Annotated in this window: 9 protein-coding genes and 1 pseudogene; 4 read left to right on the forward strand and 6 right to left on the reverse strand. The window is 63.1% G+C overall.

The window, feature by feature from the left end; all coding sequences use genetic code 11:
- Positions 1–55 precede the first annotated feature (55 nt).
- On the forward strand, positions 56–1,135 hold the full coding sequence (locus IV498_RS12340; protein ID WP_269047008.1) for an alcohol dehydrogenase catalytic domain-containing protein: 1,080 nt from the start codon (positions 56–58) through the stop codon (positions 1,133–1,135).
- 33 nt (positions 1,136–1,168) lie between these two features.
- Here the strand turns inward: IV498_RS12340 and IV498_RS12345 are convergent, their stop codons facing one another.
- From IV498_RS12345 to galE, 4 genes are all read right to left on the reverse strand, one after another.
- Entirely contained in the window at positions 1,169–3,181 is a 2,013-nt protein-coding gene (locus IV498_RS12345) for a DUF5107 domain-containing protein (protein ID WP_269047009.1), read from the reverse strand.
- On the reverse strand, positions 3,178–4,167 hold the full coding sequence (locus IV498_RS12350) for a glycosyltransferase family 2 protein (protein WP_269047011.1): 990 nt from the start codon (positions 4,165–4,167) through the stop codon (positions 3,178–3,180). Before IV498_RS12350 ends, IV498_RS12345 begins: the two co-directional genes overlap by 4 nt.
- Positions 4,164–5,699 carry a polysaccharide pyruvyl transferase family protein gene (locus IV498_RS12355; RefSeq protein ID WP_269047013.1) on the reverse strand — a complete coding sequence of 512 codons (1,536 nt, stop codon included), beginning with the start codon at positions 5,697–5,699 and terminating at the stop codon, positions 4,164–4,166. Before IV498_RS12355 ends, IV498_RS12350 begins: the two co-directional genes overlap by 4 nt.
- A 140-nt stretch (positions 5,700–5,839) precedes the next feature.
- Entirely contained in the window at positions 5,840–6,814 is a 975-nt protein-coding gene (gene galE, locus IV498_RS12360; RefSeq protein ID WP_269047015.1) for a UDP-glucose 4-epimerase GalE, read from the reverse strand.
- A gap of 295 nt (positions 6,815–7,109) precedes the next feature.
- Here galE and IV498_RS12365 point away from each other — a divergent pair, with 295 nt between their 5' ends.
- A complete protein-coding gene (locus IV498_RS12365; RefSeq protein ID WP_269047017.1) occupies positions 7,110–8,513 on the forward strand; it encodes a lipopolysaccharide biosynthesis protein in 1,404 nt (467 codons plus the stop codon).
- Here IV498_RS12365 and IV498_RS12370 read toward each other — a convergent pair.
- On the reverse strand, positions 8,510–9,655 hold the full coding sequence (locus IV498_RS12370; protein ID WP_269047019.1) for a glycosyltransferase: 1,146 nt from the start codon (positions 9,653–9,655) through the stop codon (positions 8,510–8,512). The genes IV498_RS12365 and IV498_RS12370 overlap by 4 nt on opposite strands.
- A 318-nt stretch (positions 9,656–9,973) precedes the next feature.
- On the opposite strand from IV498_RS12370, the gene IV498_RS12375 reads away from it, so the two are divergent.
- Together IV498_RS12375 and IV498_RS12380 are read left to right on the forward strand one after the other, a co-directional pair.
- Positions 9,974–11,131, forward strand: coding sequence for a glycosyltransferase (locus tag IV498_RS12375; protein WP_269047021.1), 1,158 nt, complete (start codon positions 9,974–9,976; stop codon positions 11,129–11,131).
- Between the two features lie 735 nt (positions 11,132–11,866).
- Positions 11,867–14,281 carry a GH25 family lysozyme gene (locus IV498_RS12380; RefSeq protein ID WP_269047023.1) on the forward strand — a complete coding sequence of 805 codons (2,415 nt, stop codon included), beginning with the start codon at positions 11,867–11,869 and terminating at the stop codon, positions 14,279–14,281.
- Positions 14,282–14,298: 17 nt separating this feature from the next.
- On the opposite strand, the pseudogene IV498_RS12385 reads toward IV498_RS12380, so the two are convergent.
- Positions 14,299–14,424: pseudogene (locus tag IV498_RS12385) on the reverse strand (IS982 family transposase); the annotation flags it as partial.

Genomic DNA, 14,424 nt, shown 5'->3' on the forward strand with positions numbered 1-14,424 from the left:
TCCCAGCGTCCGGCTGAAAGATTGAATTCACAAATCGAGTAAGGAGATCCACCCGATGTCACAGACGATTCCCGCCGCAGCCGGGCCAATGGATACAACCGCCCCCGCTTCCGCAGCCGGCACAACTGGGGCTCCCGGCCGGATGACTGCGGTTGTGAAGAGCGGACTGGGCCCGGAGAACGTGCTGCTGACCACGGTTCCGGTGCCCAAAGCTGGACCGGGTTTGGCGACGGTGAAAATTATTGCCACCGGGATCTGCGGCACGGACGTCCACGTCGCGCACGATGAGTACGGCTATGAGGCGCCCGTGGTGATGGGACATGAGATTTTCGGAGAGGTGGTCGAGGTAGGAGCCACAGCGGACGCCGGATGGTTGGGGCAACCGGTGGCCTGCGAAACGTACTTTTCGGCCTGCGAGGTGTGTGCCGCCTGCCGTGACGGACGGCGTAATCTGTGTCAGCGCAGGCGCTCGCTCGGCTCCTTCGAAAACGGCGGATTCGCCTCCCATGTGCTGGTTCCGGTCATCAACCTGCATGCGCTTCCTGCCTCGCTGGGACAGTACGACGGCGCCCTGGCCGAACCGCTTGCCTGCATCACACACTGCCTGTTGGATCCCCCGGTCATCAACGCGGGTGACCGCGTCTTCGTAACGGGTCCCGGTGCGATGGGGCAACTAGCCGCCCAGGTGGCCAGGGCGCAGGGCGGCCGGGTGACCCTGGCCGGACTGGCCAAGGACGCGGAGCGATTGGCGGTTGCCGCGTCATTGGGCATCGAGGGAACGACCGAAGCGGTCGACGACGACGGGTTCGACGTCGTATTGGAATGCTCGGGCAGTGCCGCCGGGGCGGCTGCGGCCTTTCGCGCCGTCCGTCCGGGAGGTCGGTATGTGCAGATTGGCATCTTCGGCAAGGACGTGTCGGTGCCCTTCGACGCCGTGCTCTATAAAGAACTGACGGTGACCAGCGGTTTCGCGTCCACGCCAACCTCCTGGCGGCGGGCCATGACGTTAATCGAATCGGGCAAAGTGACGCTGACGCCGCTCATCACAGACGCTGTTCCGCTGGAGAAATTCCGCGACGCCTTTGCTGCGGCCGCCGCCGGGCAGGGGCTGAAAACAGTGATTGTGCCCGGCTGAGGCTGATCCTCCGGTCAGCGCCGGGCAAGCTGATCAGGCTTGCGCCTCGACACCGGCAGGATCCGCGCCGGCAGGATCCGCACCGTCAGGATCCGCACCGTCAGGATCAACGCCGGCAGACATGCTGAATTGGTACTGCGCGGGAAGATCCTGGCCGGGGAAAACCTGCTGCCACAATTCGGCCAGGAAGTTTTCCCCCTCCCGCAGGTCAGGCACCTCCACACCTGCCGCAAGAATGCCGGCGGCAGCTTCCCGATCGCCGCTGCGGGACAGCGCGAGGGCCTCGAGGTAACGGATTCGCCCGAGCCGGCGCAGCTCGGGGCCGGCCGCAGAAATCAGCGCCAGTGCGGCAGCGGCCGCATCGGCACCAAGAAACGCAGCCACCGCCTCGGCCAGCAGCGCCGGGGCGGCCGGAAGCAGGGCGCAGGCTTTCGCATAGTGGTCAAGACCCTCGGTGCAATGACGGTCCGCGAGCTCCAGCAGGGCAAGACCCCTGCGCGCTTGGGCGTTGTCCTCCTGCTGGATGGATGCCGCATAGAAACGGCGGGCCTCTCGTGCTTCTCCCGTCGAGTGCGCAAGCACGGCCCGGTGCAGCAGGGTCGGCGCCGACTGCTCCGCGCGGGCGAGCAGTGTTTCCCAATCCGCTCCGGAAACGAAGGTATCGGCGCCGTCGAACCCGTGGCCGGTAAGCAGATTCAGCCATGGCCGCTGTCCGGCATCGATGGTTTCGGGGCCAAAGGGTGTTCCCGTCACCTCCAGCCACGGCAGCGAATGCCTCAGCCGCCGCGCCGACTCCAAGGCGCCCCAGCCGCTGCCGGAAAGAACCATCCGCTCCGGCGCAAGGTCTGCCCAACCGAGCATCCGGTGGTGGGCTGCCTCCAGCGCCGCTGGATCCAGCAGCGCGTCGATGCGCCTTTCGCAGTGCCCGATGGCGGCGCCAAAGTCGGTGCCGTGCGCGGCGCCGGCGTCAACGGCTGCATTCCCGTAAGCCTCCAGCCAAGACCATTCGGCCCCAGCCGGCATGGCCAGGTGCTCAAACTGGGTCTGCGCCAGCCCCGTCTGGATTTCCGCATAGCGACCACCGTCCGGGCTGAGCCAGTCCTGCCAGCGCTGCCCGCCGGGACCTTGGCCCCAAACGAAAAGCTTTCGGCCCCGAAGCCGGGAGGTGGAGATCATCGCCAGCCCGTCGCCGTCGTCGTCCGCGTTCACTATCCAGTGCCGGCGGCCGGGGGCAAGGTCGAAGAAAAAGTCCACCGCCCGCGGATTCCGCGCCGGCCACGTGCAGTCGACGCCGAACACGTCGGAGGGCTGCACCCGGGAAATGCCCGTTCCGTACTCGGTGGCAAAGGCGGACGTGCCCGGGGCGATCACCCTGCTGCCGGCGGCCTCCGGCACGGCGGCGTTGGTCCACCAGTACATCGGCACCGGCTCCGGATTGGGATTCCGGATCCGCACCGCGACGAACAACACGGCCGAATCCACCGGCAGCCAGGCATCGATCTGGAAAACGGTCTGGCGCAGCCGGTCGAATTCCCACATCCGCAGCACGTCCTGCCCATCCGGCGTGCGGACGATGGCCGTATGCAGCGGACTGCAGGTGCTGGCCGCATGACCCCGGGTGCCAATGTTCCATTCGATGCCGCCGGCAAACCAGGCACTACGCAACGCCAAATTCGCGAACTGGATACTGGGCGGGGTGTACAGCAACGGCTTACCGGCGGCCTTGTCAAACAGCTCCCAGAGCCGGCCACCCAGTTCCGGCAGGAAAACCGCGCGCAGCCTATCGTTTTCCAGCACCACCGTCCGCAGCGACCGTTCAGTCCGGACCCGGTCATACCCGTCCTGCGCCTGATAAGGGTAGAGATGGGCGGGGTTTCCGAACCGGGAGCCATCCACGATGTCCTGCGGTACTGTCGATCCGATAATCTCCGGTGCCTCCGCGGGCCGGCTCAGCATCGGCAACTTACTGTCCACGCCGGGATCCGCCATCGACACCGTGCGGTGCCCCAGCCGCACCGTTCCACCGTCGGCCGGCTCAGTGCTCATCGCCGGCCCTGGAGTACGTCTCTGATCAGGGCCAGGAAACGGCCGGGCCGTTTCGCCAAATCCGTCAGGCTGGTCCGCCGCTGCACACTCTCCTCCAACGCTTCCATCCGCTGTGCCAGCCGATCGACCTTATCGATCAGCAGTTCCGCGGTTCGCCGGGCGTGCGCGGCCTCCGCCTCCTGAGCTCCGGCCATTTCCGCCAGGTACAGCAACGAGCCCAGTCCACCCTGCCGGATTTCGTGGCGCAAGTGATGGTCGCGGACATACCGATCGAACTTCTGATGATCGTCCGCGGCCGCGATCACGCTGTTGCCCAAATCGCCGTCCAGCGATGGCCGTTGACACCAGTAAGCCAGCGGCTCCTCGGAGAGCAGATCGATGCTGTTGTAGGACAGGAACCGCAGAGAGAACTCCCAGTCCCCCACAGCGTCGAGGTCCTCGTTGTAATAGCCCACCTCTTCGTGCACGGCACGGCGGTAGAGGAACGAGATCGGTACCATCCGGTTAGAGGTCATCATGTCCGCCAGCGTGATCGAGGTCAGCTCCGAGCACCACGGTTGGGTCCCGGTCTGCAGGATCTCGCCAGCGATGATGTCCTCGAACACGATCTCCGTACGGACAGTGACACCCCGCACGCCGGGATGTGCATCCAGATGCTGCACGGTGTTGAGCAGGAAATCCGGGTGCCAGCGGTCGTCGTCGTCGTGGATCACAATGTAGTCCGACTGCGAGGCTCTGATGCCCGCGTTGGACGCCGCCTCCATGCCGGCACTGTGTAGGTGGTGAATGACCATAAGCCTGCCGGCGGGAAGGTGCGCGTAGGCGCCGGCAATGGCATCCACCGGTGCCGGATCCCCGCCGTCATTGACCACCACTACGGTCAAGTCCGCGAAGGTTTGGTCAAAGATGTCCGCCAGCGCCCGGGCCAGCAGCACGGAACGGTTCTTCGTGCGCACGACGACGGCGACGCGCGCGTTCGCGCTCATGCGGCTCCACCGGTGAGACGGCGGATGTGAGCCGCCGTCCGGCTCAGGGCCATGGTGGTTCGATAGGATCTGGACCCCAAGAGGTGGGCACGTTCCTGCTCCGCCGCGCCCAGCTGCCGCCGCAGTTCATCTCGCTCGCTGCGGACGTCATCTCCTTCAGTCCAGGCCGATGCCACGGTGGAACTGATGCTTCGGAACCACGGCCTCAGCCAGGCCGCATCCCGCGCCCAGTGCGAATCCGTCCTGACGATGGGAACGTCCGACAACCCGATTCCCTGGAGTGGCCCCCTTTCGGCGGGCTCCCTTCCGCTGAGGCAATTCGCCGCCGCGTCCCACCAGGTGCTGAACTCGTTCTTCCGCAGCTGCGTCAGCCCTTCCAGATTCGAGCGGATCTCTCGCCGCCGCTGCCACGCCTCGTTCGTCGCAGCAGCAAATCCCCCCGAGGCCAGAGACGGGAGCGGCAGGGCAAACGCTGCCAGGCCCCACTGACCCATGGCGCCATGCAGGCGCACGTCCGAGTACACATCCAGACTCAGGCTGACCACCGGCACGCCAGCTGCCAGGGCGAAAACGGCTGGATGGTAACGGTTGGTAAGAACCAGCTCCGCCCGCCGGGTTATTTCCGCCACCTTCCGCGCCGCCAGCACGGGGGCTGCCCGCAACCGGCCGCTGCGCGAGTGGGCCAACACCACGCGGTGCGATTCCAGATCGCCGTCCCGGCCGTCGAGCCGCTGGCTTCCGACGTGCGGGATCAGCAGAATGTCCATCTGCGCCTTCTGGGCCAGGTCGTCCAGGACACCGGCGAGCTGTGCCAAGGTGCGGGTTTCGTCCCGCCAGGCTTCCGGTCCCAGGGTGGCGGCGATAAAAGGTTTCCTGATCAGTTCCCGTGTCTCCGCCGGCAGTTCGGTCCCGTTATCCGTCGTCTCAGGTTCCTCGGCCAGGAACGTGGCGTCATCGAGGACTTTGACCAACTTGTCGGTTCCAAATCCCAACTCGCAGCCGATGCGGAATGACGTTGGCTCCCGTGCCCCAATCAGCGACGCGTGCTCCATCATCGTATGCAGCACCTGCCGGTCGTAGCCGGTCAGTTCGGGCCCGAAGGTCTGGCCCGCAATCACCACCGGCTTTGCGTTGGCGTGCGCTATCAGCGCCATCGCGCACCGTTCATAAAGCAGCCAGCCGTACAGCGAATTCATATTGCCGCCGCCCGCGATCAGAACGCCGTCACTCCCGCGCACCGCATCGATGACCGTCCACACGCTGTCGGTTGCGGGCAGGGCATCTTTGTCTCCCGCAGCGGCGCGGCGAACCAGGTTCAGATGATGCCGGCGCTGAGCAGGTGGCCAAGGAAACCGCAGGGCGGGAATCGCCGTGCGGCCGTGCAGCGCATGAGTCTGGTCCGGGTTCCGCGATGGCAGCACAATTTCGGCACCCGTCCGTTTGGACAATTCATCGGCAGCGGCCAGGGCCATGGCCTCATCGCCTACGTGGTACGCGTCTTGGCCAACGTCGCCCACAACAACAAACTTCACCTGGATTAGTCCTCCCCCGCCAGCCTGGCTTCGGCCGGTCTTGTGCCCTCGGCGGGGTCCGGCGTCCGCCACACCCGCGCCAACAGCCTATCGCGATTGGCGGCGGGAGCGGGCGTCCTTCGTGCTCGGAACGGTCCGCTTTACTTGGACCGGTTGGCCAGTTCCGCCTCCCAGGCTGAGGTCACAATGTCCTCCAGGTTCCGCTTCGCCTGCCAGCCGAGCGCGTGCTGAATCCTGGCCACGTCCGCGATCAGTTGCGGCGGGTCACCGGGCCTTCTGTCCGCGATCTCGGCGTCCACCGTTCGGCCGGAGACCCTTCGAAGCATCTCCAGCACCTCCAGCACCGATGCCCCGGCGCCTGTTCCCACGTTGAGGACGCTCTCCAGCGGCCCGGAGCCCGCGGTGGAGTCGAGGGCGGCCAGGTGGGCATCAGCCAGGTCCGAGATGTGGACGTAGTCCCGGATGCATGTTCCGTCCGGGGTGTCATAGTCGCTGCCGAACACCACGGGGCTGCGCCCGGCGAGGATTTGGCCGATGGCGATGGGCACCAGATTCAGGGCTGCGGGATCGGCCAGATCGGCGGAGGCGGCTCCGGCCACGTTGAAGTATCGAAGATTGACCGCCCGGAGCCCCCATGCCTTGGCGCAGGCGGCCGTCATCCACTCCCCGATCAGTTTCGTCTCGCCGTAGGGGTTGATCGGCCGACAGGGTGTGGACTCGTCCACTATCGTCACCTCCGGAACGCCGTACGCGGCAGCGGACGAAGAGAAAACCAGCCGGCGCACTCCGGTCCGTTCCATCGCAGCCAGCAGCGCCGTCGTCGAGCCGACGTTGGTCCGGTAGTACAGCAGCGGATCGGCCACCGACTCGCCTACCTGCTTCAGCGCCGCCAGATGGATGACGGAATCCACCGAGTTTTCTTGGATCAAGCCCTCCAGCCGATCCTGTGCCTGGGGCGCAGCGAGGTCCAGGCCCACCATCTGGGCACCTGCCACGCGTTCCGCCCGGCCGGTGGACAGATTGTCCACCACTACGACACTTTCGCCTCTTTCGAGGAGCAGTCGGACAACGTGGGCGCCGATATAGCCGGCTCCACCGGTAACCAGAACAGTCATGGAACAACCATATCCGGCCGCCATGAGCCCAAACGACCAGCAAACTTCAAATATTCATCCGGCAGTTCCCCGTCCGACGACGGGAAGTCCGCCGCTGCGGGCGAACCCACCGAAGCGGCGGCTAGTAGGATGAACTGCGGCCCAAGGCGGCTTCGGCCCCTCAGGCCGACGTGCCGGTGGGCCCGAGGACATGCATCACGACGTTTGGAAAGATAGGCGGAACTCGGTGCCCCAGTTGTTCAGGCGAACTGATGTCTCCGCTCAGAACTCTGTGAGCCTGAAGGCGAGATGGATCATGGGGTTGCTGGGCAGCGCCTCGCAGGGCGGAGTCCGTTTTCTTTACAGTGTCCTGATCGGCCGTATCCTGGGTCTCGCCGTTTTGAACACCGTCAATTCCGCCATTTCGGTGGCGCTGCTGTTGAGCCTGCTGTGGCCGACGTCGTCCGGCCAGGCCGCTACGAGGTTTGTCGCGCAGATGCGCGGTGCGGGCAGGCCCGATCAGGCCTCGGCGGTCGCCAACTATTTGGGGCGCCGAATGCTGGGCACAGCGGTGGTGCTGGCGCTCGCAGCGGTGGGGTTTTGTCTGGGCATCCTGCACACGGATCTGTGGACGGCCCTCTGCACGGGGCTGCTGCTGTTGGGCTACGCGGGGTGGTCCTTTGCCCGGGGTGTCCAGTACGGCGCCAACCAGATTGCCCGGGCGGCCGCCTGGGATATTGCCGGCTCCGTTTTCTCGGTTGGCATGCTCCTGCTGGTCCTGCTCCTGCGTTGGGAACCCGTGGTGCTGTTGCCGTTGGCTCTGGGCTACGGGATTTATGCCATTATTTGTTGGCCCAAGCCGTCCGCCGTACCGGTGGATCAGACCCTTGTCGGCGACATGAACCGATTCGTTGGCTATGGAGTGCTGGGCACACTTTCCAGCACCGGGCTGCTCCAGCTATCCATGATTGCCGCACACCTTGCCGGCAGCGCCATTCAGGCGGGGCTTTATGCGACGGCGCTCAGTCTTGCCACGCCGGCAACGATGTTGGCACGGACGCTCAGCCAAGTTATTTTTCCGATCATGGCCGAAGCCGGCGGCCGCGGTGACGCACGGGGCTTGCGGGGGCAAACCGATACCATGACCCGAGGGCTGATCGTGGTCATGGTGCCCATTTTTGGTGCATTGTCCTTAGCCAGCGACGCCGTACTCTACATCTGTTATGGCGAACGATTCCTGGGTGCACGCTACCTGCTTCCCATCCTGCTGATGGCCGTGATGTTCACCACCATGCCGATCGCTTCGGTGAACCGGCTTAATTCGGTCGGCGTCAAGGGCGCCCGGTTTGTCAGCGGAACGGCGGCCGCAGGCCTGCTCCTGTCGGTGGCGCTCTGGCTGATCCTCATCCCTGGGCTGGGCGTGATGGGCATCGCCGTTGGGTATCTTGTCTCGAGTGCAGCCGTTGCCGCCGTCCTTATAGGTTTGAGCTGGCGGCTCGACAAGCAATCGTGGTCGGGCCTCTTCCTGCGGCTTTTCGCCGGCCTGTGCCTGCTTACGGCAGGCCTTTGGTACCTTTTCACAGCAAGTCCTCCGCCCTGGCTGGGCGTCGCGCTCGCCCTTGTTTTCCTCCTGCTGTGGGCCGGCATCAATTGGCGGGACGTCCGCGGCCTGAAAACCAGGTCCCGAGGCACGGCCCCGGCGGAAGAAACGAAGGCCTAGTTCTTCTGCCGCCCCTGTGCGACTTCGTCGTAATGCCGGCCAAGTTCTTCGCAGCTGAGCGCCAGGCTGCGTTCCCGCAGCACGAAGCTTCGGGCCGCGCCGCTCATCGACATTTGGTCACGGTCGGAAAGATTCAGAGCTTCTTCTACTCTGCCCCGCAGGGCCGGAACATCCCCCTCGGGGACAAGTCCGCCGCTGACCGGATCCACCATCTCCCCTGTTCCACCACTTTGGTAGGCCACGACCGGCGTACCGCACGCCTGGGCTTCCAACAGAACGAGACCCGCCGCCTCACGGGCACCCCGATACTCTTGGCTCGGTGCCACCAGAACCGTGGCTCGGCGCATCCAGTTACGCACCGAAACCCGATCAAGCTGACTGAGCAGACTGATGTGCGTACTTCCTTCAATTTCCTTCCGTACGACGCTCTCAAGGGGTCCCGAGCCGATGACAACCAGCTCGTGTTCGACGCGTTTTACCAGTTGCTTTGATGCCTGCACGAGGTCAAGGATTCCCTTTTGCTGATTAATTGACCCGACGAACAGGATTCGAGGCGGTCCATCGCTTGGGGCAGAATCATCGGTCTCACCTTCCGGCCCCGGCTCGAAAAACTCCGTATCAATCCCCTGGTAGTGCACCTGGATTTTTTTTGCCGGAAATCCCGCAACCACGGCAAGGTCAGCCAGGTATGTGCTGACAGCCAATATTCTGCTGCTCTGCTCCTGGGCCAGCCTGATGTTTCTGTGGTGCCACCGAGCCATTGCGGTTGCCGCCGGCCGCCCGGCAACGACGACATCCGAGCCGTGGATGGTCGTAAGTAGGGGAAAACCCCTACCCTTAGACGCGCGAACGGCGGGCCAGGACCAAGTGGCGAAGTGCTGATGAATGATGTCCGGCTGGAACCGCGCAATCGCAGCCGACATCACGGGCATAAAAAGCGGAATAAACTTCTCCCGGTCGGTGAAATTAGCCTTCCGGAAAGGAACAAAGTCCTGTACCGGCACGCCAAGGTCGGAATCCGCGAGTTTCGCCGCCAGCGTGAAGAACCTGAATTCGTGCTCGTCGCACATTTGCCGGGCATGATTGATGGCGAAATAGGTGGGCGGCACCAACAAAGTACTTTTAGTCAGAGCAACCTTCATAACTTCTCCTTTGCCAACGGCAGTTTGGTACGAGCCCATCCTCAGACAGCGATGGAGGACGCGAAGACAGGCGTCCCGTCGGGTGGTTTCAACGCCGAGCCCGCGCAGGTTGCAGTCTGCCCAAGCATATGATGGCCTGCTGCGATGCATCGGCCACGTCAACAGGTCCTCACCCGCAGGTGGAGGCTTCACCTCCTGTAAATCTCCACTAGGCTGGCTCCATGGGGGTTTTCGTTTCCGTCTGCCGGACCTTATTCTGTCGACGCCGGGCGCAAAGACGTCTGATTGCCAACCTCCAGTCCTCCAGAAAGTATGCGTATGAAGCCGAAAATTCTTTGCATCTCCTTTTCGGACATCCGGGCCGACTCCAGAGTGCTGCGGCAGCTGGCTGTCCTTTCCGAGTTCGGTGAAGTAACCACGCTCAGTTACGGTGACAAGCCGGCGGGTTCGAGTGAACACCTGGAAATAGATTCCTCCCTGCCGTCATTGCCGCAAACGATCCCGGGAGTTCTAGCCTTGGGATTGCACCAATACAAGTCCGTGGTGCTAAAGGCACCAGCTGTTCGTGAGGCCGCCAAGTTAGCTGCCGACCGGCATTTTGATCTGATTGTCGCCAACGAGGCCAGGGCACTCCCCGTGGCGCACTTCCTCTCCCAGCAAATTCCGGGCGGGGCTCCGGTATGGGGCGACCTGCATGAATGGGCCCCCGAAGAGCGCGTGCATGTACGGTCTTGGCGGCTTCTTATTAAACCCTTCATGACTTATGTCTGCCGTACATACCTTCCGCAGACTCAGGCCATTACCGCCGTCAATGAATCAATTGCACAGCTTTATCGGGAGCAATTCGGCTGCACCGTCGAAGTGGTCCGCAATGCCGGTGCTTATCAGGACCTCGCGCCAAGCTCCCTAAAGGAGGGCGCGATACGTTTGGCGCACAGCGGCGCCGCCGTTCCCGGGCGCAATCTTGAGGGAATGATTCAAGCAGTCCTCGAACTGGGCAGTCAATACACGCTGGACCTCTACCTCGTCAGGGCCCGTGACGGTGGCAAATATTGGGACCATCTGAAGGAGCTGGCCCGAAGTTCGGACCAGATCGTCTTCCACGACGCCGTTCCCCCACTGGAATTGTCCGCCACCCTGAACCAGTATGACCTGGGGATTTTTAGCTTGCCCCCGTTGACAACCAACCACAAATTCATGCTGCCGAACAAGTTTTTCGACTTCGTGCAGGCTCGTTTGGGCTTGGTATTCAGCCCCTCCCCCGAAACCTCCCGGCTGATACAGCAGTACGGCCTCGGTGTCATCACCGAGGACTTCTCTCCCGGAGCGTTGGCCAACGCCATCAAGTCCCTGTCCGTGGAGCGGATCCGTGAACTCAAAAACAATGCCCACTTGGCCGCCCAGGCGCTCAGCTCCGACGAAGACGAAGCAGTGGAGCGCAAGGTCATCAGCGGCCTGCTCGCGCCGCTTGGCTGATAAGGCCCCGGACTTCGGGCAAACGCGTTCCACCTACTCCGTGCACATTCCGGCAGGATGGACACAGAAGTTGCTAACGGACCAGGTCCAGCGGTCGATAGTTGGGGACAAGCACGGGAATGTGCCGTTTGATTTAACTTTTAGGAAGTTTTCACACCAGCAACATTGTTAACTTTTGCAACTCTAATGATATTGTAGGCGCACTCGCTAGTACCCTCACGTAGTCTCGCCTGAGGATACACGGTGCGGGAATCCCGATTAATTCCTTCCAAGCTACGTCTGCGCTGCCATAACGGCTGCCCAGCGGGGGTAACCATGAATGCACCTCGAAAGAGCGCTCAGGTCTCTTTTGTTCTTAATCCATGGCGCCGTTGCGCCGTATTCGCAATTGCCGGAGCCGTCAGTACCGTGCTGATGCTCGGAGCGGCTCCGTCGCCGGCGTGGGCAACAGCCGATGGGACGGCCACCTCAACAGCGGCACCCACCGACCCAAATAGCATGCCTGCCACCCCAGCACCGGCACCTACGGCCTCAACCACCGCACCTGCCACGCCAACAGCGGCACCCACCGCCCCCTCGGGTTCGCGCGAGGCAAGTCAAAGCCCCTCGCCACGGCCAGCAGTTGTTCAGATGCCCAGCTACCGCTCCGATGTCAGCGCACTGAAGCCTGCGAATGCCGGCGCCACGATCGGTCAAAGCCTGAGGCCGAAGTCCAGCAAGATTTCGGCTGGTCCCATGAGCCAACGCCCCAGTACGTCCACGCCCTCGGTGGCTGAGCGCCCGGATGGAACGAGCGGGCTGCCTTTGGGCCTGGACGTTAGTGGCTGGCAGCAGAACGTCGACTGGACCTCGGTCCGCACCAACGGCGGTCAGTTTGCCTTCATAAAGGCTGCTGAGGGTCCATGGAAGCTTAACGACTACTTCGCCCAGCAGTACAACGGTGCCGCAGCAGCCGGACTTGTTCGCGGCGCGTACACCTTCGCCCGGCCCAATCTGTCCTCCGGAGCTAACCAGGCGGCTGTTCTGGTCAGCAGTGGCCGCGGGTGGTCAGCGGATGGACGGACACTTCCGGGGGTTCTGGATCTCGAACAGAACACCCTGGACGGTACAGGCCCGTGCTACGGGCTATCCCCCGCGCAATTGGTGCAATGGACCAAGGATTTCACCCGCACCTACAAGTCGCTGACGGGCCGCGATGCCATCATCTATTCGGCCTACTACTTCTGGAACAGCTGTATGGGTGGAACCACGAGTTTCAGCCAGGCCAATCCGCTGTGGATAGCTGCCTACGGGGCCAGCCTCGATAACCTCCTGATGCCCGGGGGGTGGCCGGTGTTCAGCGTGTGGCAGTATGCCGACAGTGGAACATTTCCGGGGGACCAGAACGTGTTCAATGGTTCATATGCCCAGCTCCTAAGATTCGTTTCGCCCACCACAACAGCCGTACCGCCGGTCGCCACTGCCCCTCCGGCCAGCTCACCACCGCCCGTTGCGCCACCAATCGTTGCGCCACCAATCGTCATCCCGACGACTAGCACGAACAAAGTCACACCCGTGGGTGATTTCAACGCCGATGGCCGCAACGACATGCTGTCGGTCCACCCGGATGGGACTCTGTGGTTTGCCGGCGGCAATGGCCAGGGCGGCTATTCCGCCGAGCGCCGAATCGGCACAGGCTGGAATATCTACGCCAAGATCGCCGGAACAGGAGATTTCAATGGCGACGGCAAGAACGATGTCCTGGCCATCCGATTGGACGGTTCCCTGTGGTTTTACGCCGGCACCGGCGCAGTGGACAGCGACAATGAGGGCTACCGCTCCGCCGTTCAAATCGGCACGTCCGGCTGGAACCAATTCCGCCAGGTTACGGCTGTCAGGGATTTCAACGGTGACGGCAAGAACGACCTGGTGGCGACGAAGCCCGATGGAACCTTGTGGTTCTACGCAGGTACCGGTGTGGTCTCAGCGAACAGCAGTGGATACCGCCCCGCTGTCCGGATAGGAAATTCAGGTTGGGACGCATACTCAACTCTCATCGGGACCGGGGACTTCAACAAAGACGGCAAGAACGATCTCGCCGCGACGCGACCAGATGGCTCCCTCTGGTTCTATGCGGGTACCGGGCGCGTGACCACCGCGAGCAGCGGCTATAAACCGGCTGTCAAGATCGGCAACTCGGGGTGGAACGGCTTTAGTGATGTTTTTGGTTCCGGCGACATGAACGGCGACGGAAATGCAGACATCATGGCGCGCCGTGCGGACTCCTCGCTGTGGTTCTACGCTGGAACCGGGATGGCCAACCTGGGCTATCAGCCTCCCCGGAAAGTTGGAAATTCGGGTTGGACGGCTTTCAAGCAGGTCATTCCGACCGGAGATTTCAATTCGGATAACCGGCCTGATCTGGTCGCCGTACGCCCCGATGGCACCCTTTGGTTCTACGCCGGTAACGGCGACGGCGGCTACCGGACGGCGCTGAGGATCGGTTCAGGTTGGAACGCGTACGCCAACATCATTGGCGCCAGGGATTTCAACAGCGACGGCCGCAACGACCTGATCGCCGTGCGTGCGGACGGCTCACTATGGTTTTACGCAGGAACCGGCTCTGTTTCCGCATCCAATGAAGGCTACGCAAGGGCCCGGAAGATCGGCTCCGGCTGGAACATCTACACCAGCGTCATTGGAATCAGCGATTTCAATGGCGACGGCCGCAACGACTTGGCCGGCGTGCGTGCAGATGGTTCGCTGTGGTTCTACGCCGGCACCGGCAGGGTCGATTCCTCCTCTGAGGGCTATGCCCGCGGCCTCAAGATCGGATCTTCCGGCTGGAACTCCTTTAGTTCCATTTCTGCTGTTGGCGACTTCAACGGCGACCGCCGGAACGATTGGGTTGCTGCCCGGACGGACGGTTCGCTGTGGTTCTACGCCGGTACAGGGCTAGTCTCCGCCCGCAGTGAAGGCTACAGCGGAGGCAAACGTTTCGGCGATGGATGGAACACTCCACCGGCCGTACTGGGTATCGGAGACGCCAACGCCGACGGAAAGACGGATCTGGCGCAGATCAAGTCGGACGGAAGTCTCTGGTTCTACCCGGGGACGAACATGCACGACGACGGCTATGGACCCAGTACCCGCAGCGGTTCCTTGTCCTAGATGAATAATTCCAAGGGTCAGTGATCGTAGGCGGTCATGGAGCGACGCACAGCTTGGCCGATCCGATCGTTGTGCCAGATCGCTGCGGTCAGGGCCAGCAGGCGTTGGACGACGCGGGCGGTGACGCCGGCGGGTGTCCGCCC

Source organism: Paenarthrobacter sp. Z7-10, assembly GCF_026932795.1.
Classification (GTDB): Bacteria; Actinomycetota; Actinomycetes; order Actinomycetales; family Micrococcaceae; genus Arthrobacter_M.

Coding starts and splice junctions, on each gene's coding strand:
- IV498_RS12340 (WP_269047008.1), top strand. CDS start 56: ATGTCACAGACGATTCCCGCCGCAGCCGGGCCAATGGATACAACCGCC.
- IV498_RS12345 (WP_269047009.1), bottom strand. CDS start 3,181: ATGAGCACTGAGCCGGCCGACGGTGGAACGGTGCGGCTGGGGCACCGC.
- IV498_RS12350 (WP_269047011.1), bottom strand. CDS start 4,167: ATGAGCGCGAACGCGCGCGTCGCCGTCGTCGTGCGCACGAAGAACCGT.
- galE (WP_269047015.1), bottom strand. CDS start 6,814: ATGACTGTTCTGGTTACCGGTGGAGCCGGCTATATCGGCGCCCACGTT.
- IV498_RS12365 (WP_269047017.1), top strand. CDS start 7,110: ATGGGGTTGCTGGGCAGCGCCTCGCAGGGCGGAGTCCGTTTTCTTTAC.
- IV498_RS12370 (WP_269047019.1), bottom strand. CDS start 9,655: ATGAAGGTTGCTCTGACTAAAAGTACTTTGTTGGTGCCGCCCACCTAT.
- IV498_RS12375 (WP_269047021.1), top strand. CDS start 9,974: ATGAAGCCGAAAATTCTTTGCATCTCCTTTTCGGACATCCGGGCCGAC.
- IV498_RS12380 (WP_269047023.1), top strand. CDS start 11,867: ATGAGCCAACGCCCCAGTACGTCCACGCCCTCGGTGGCTGAGCGCCCG.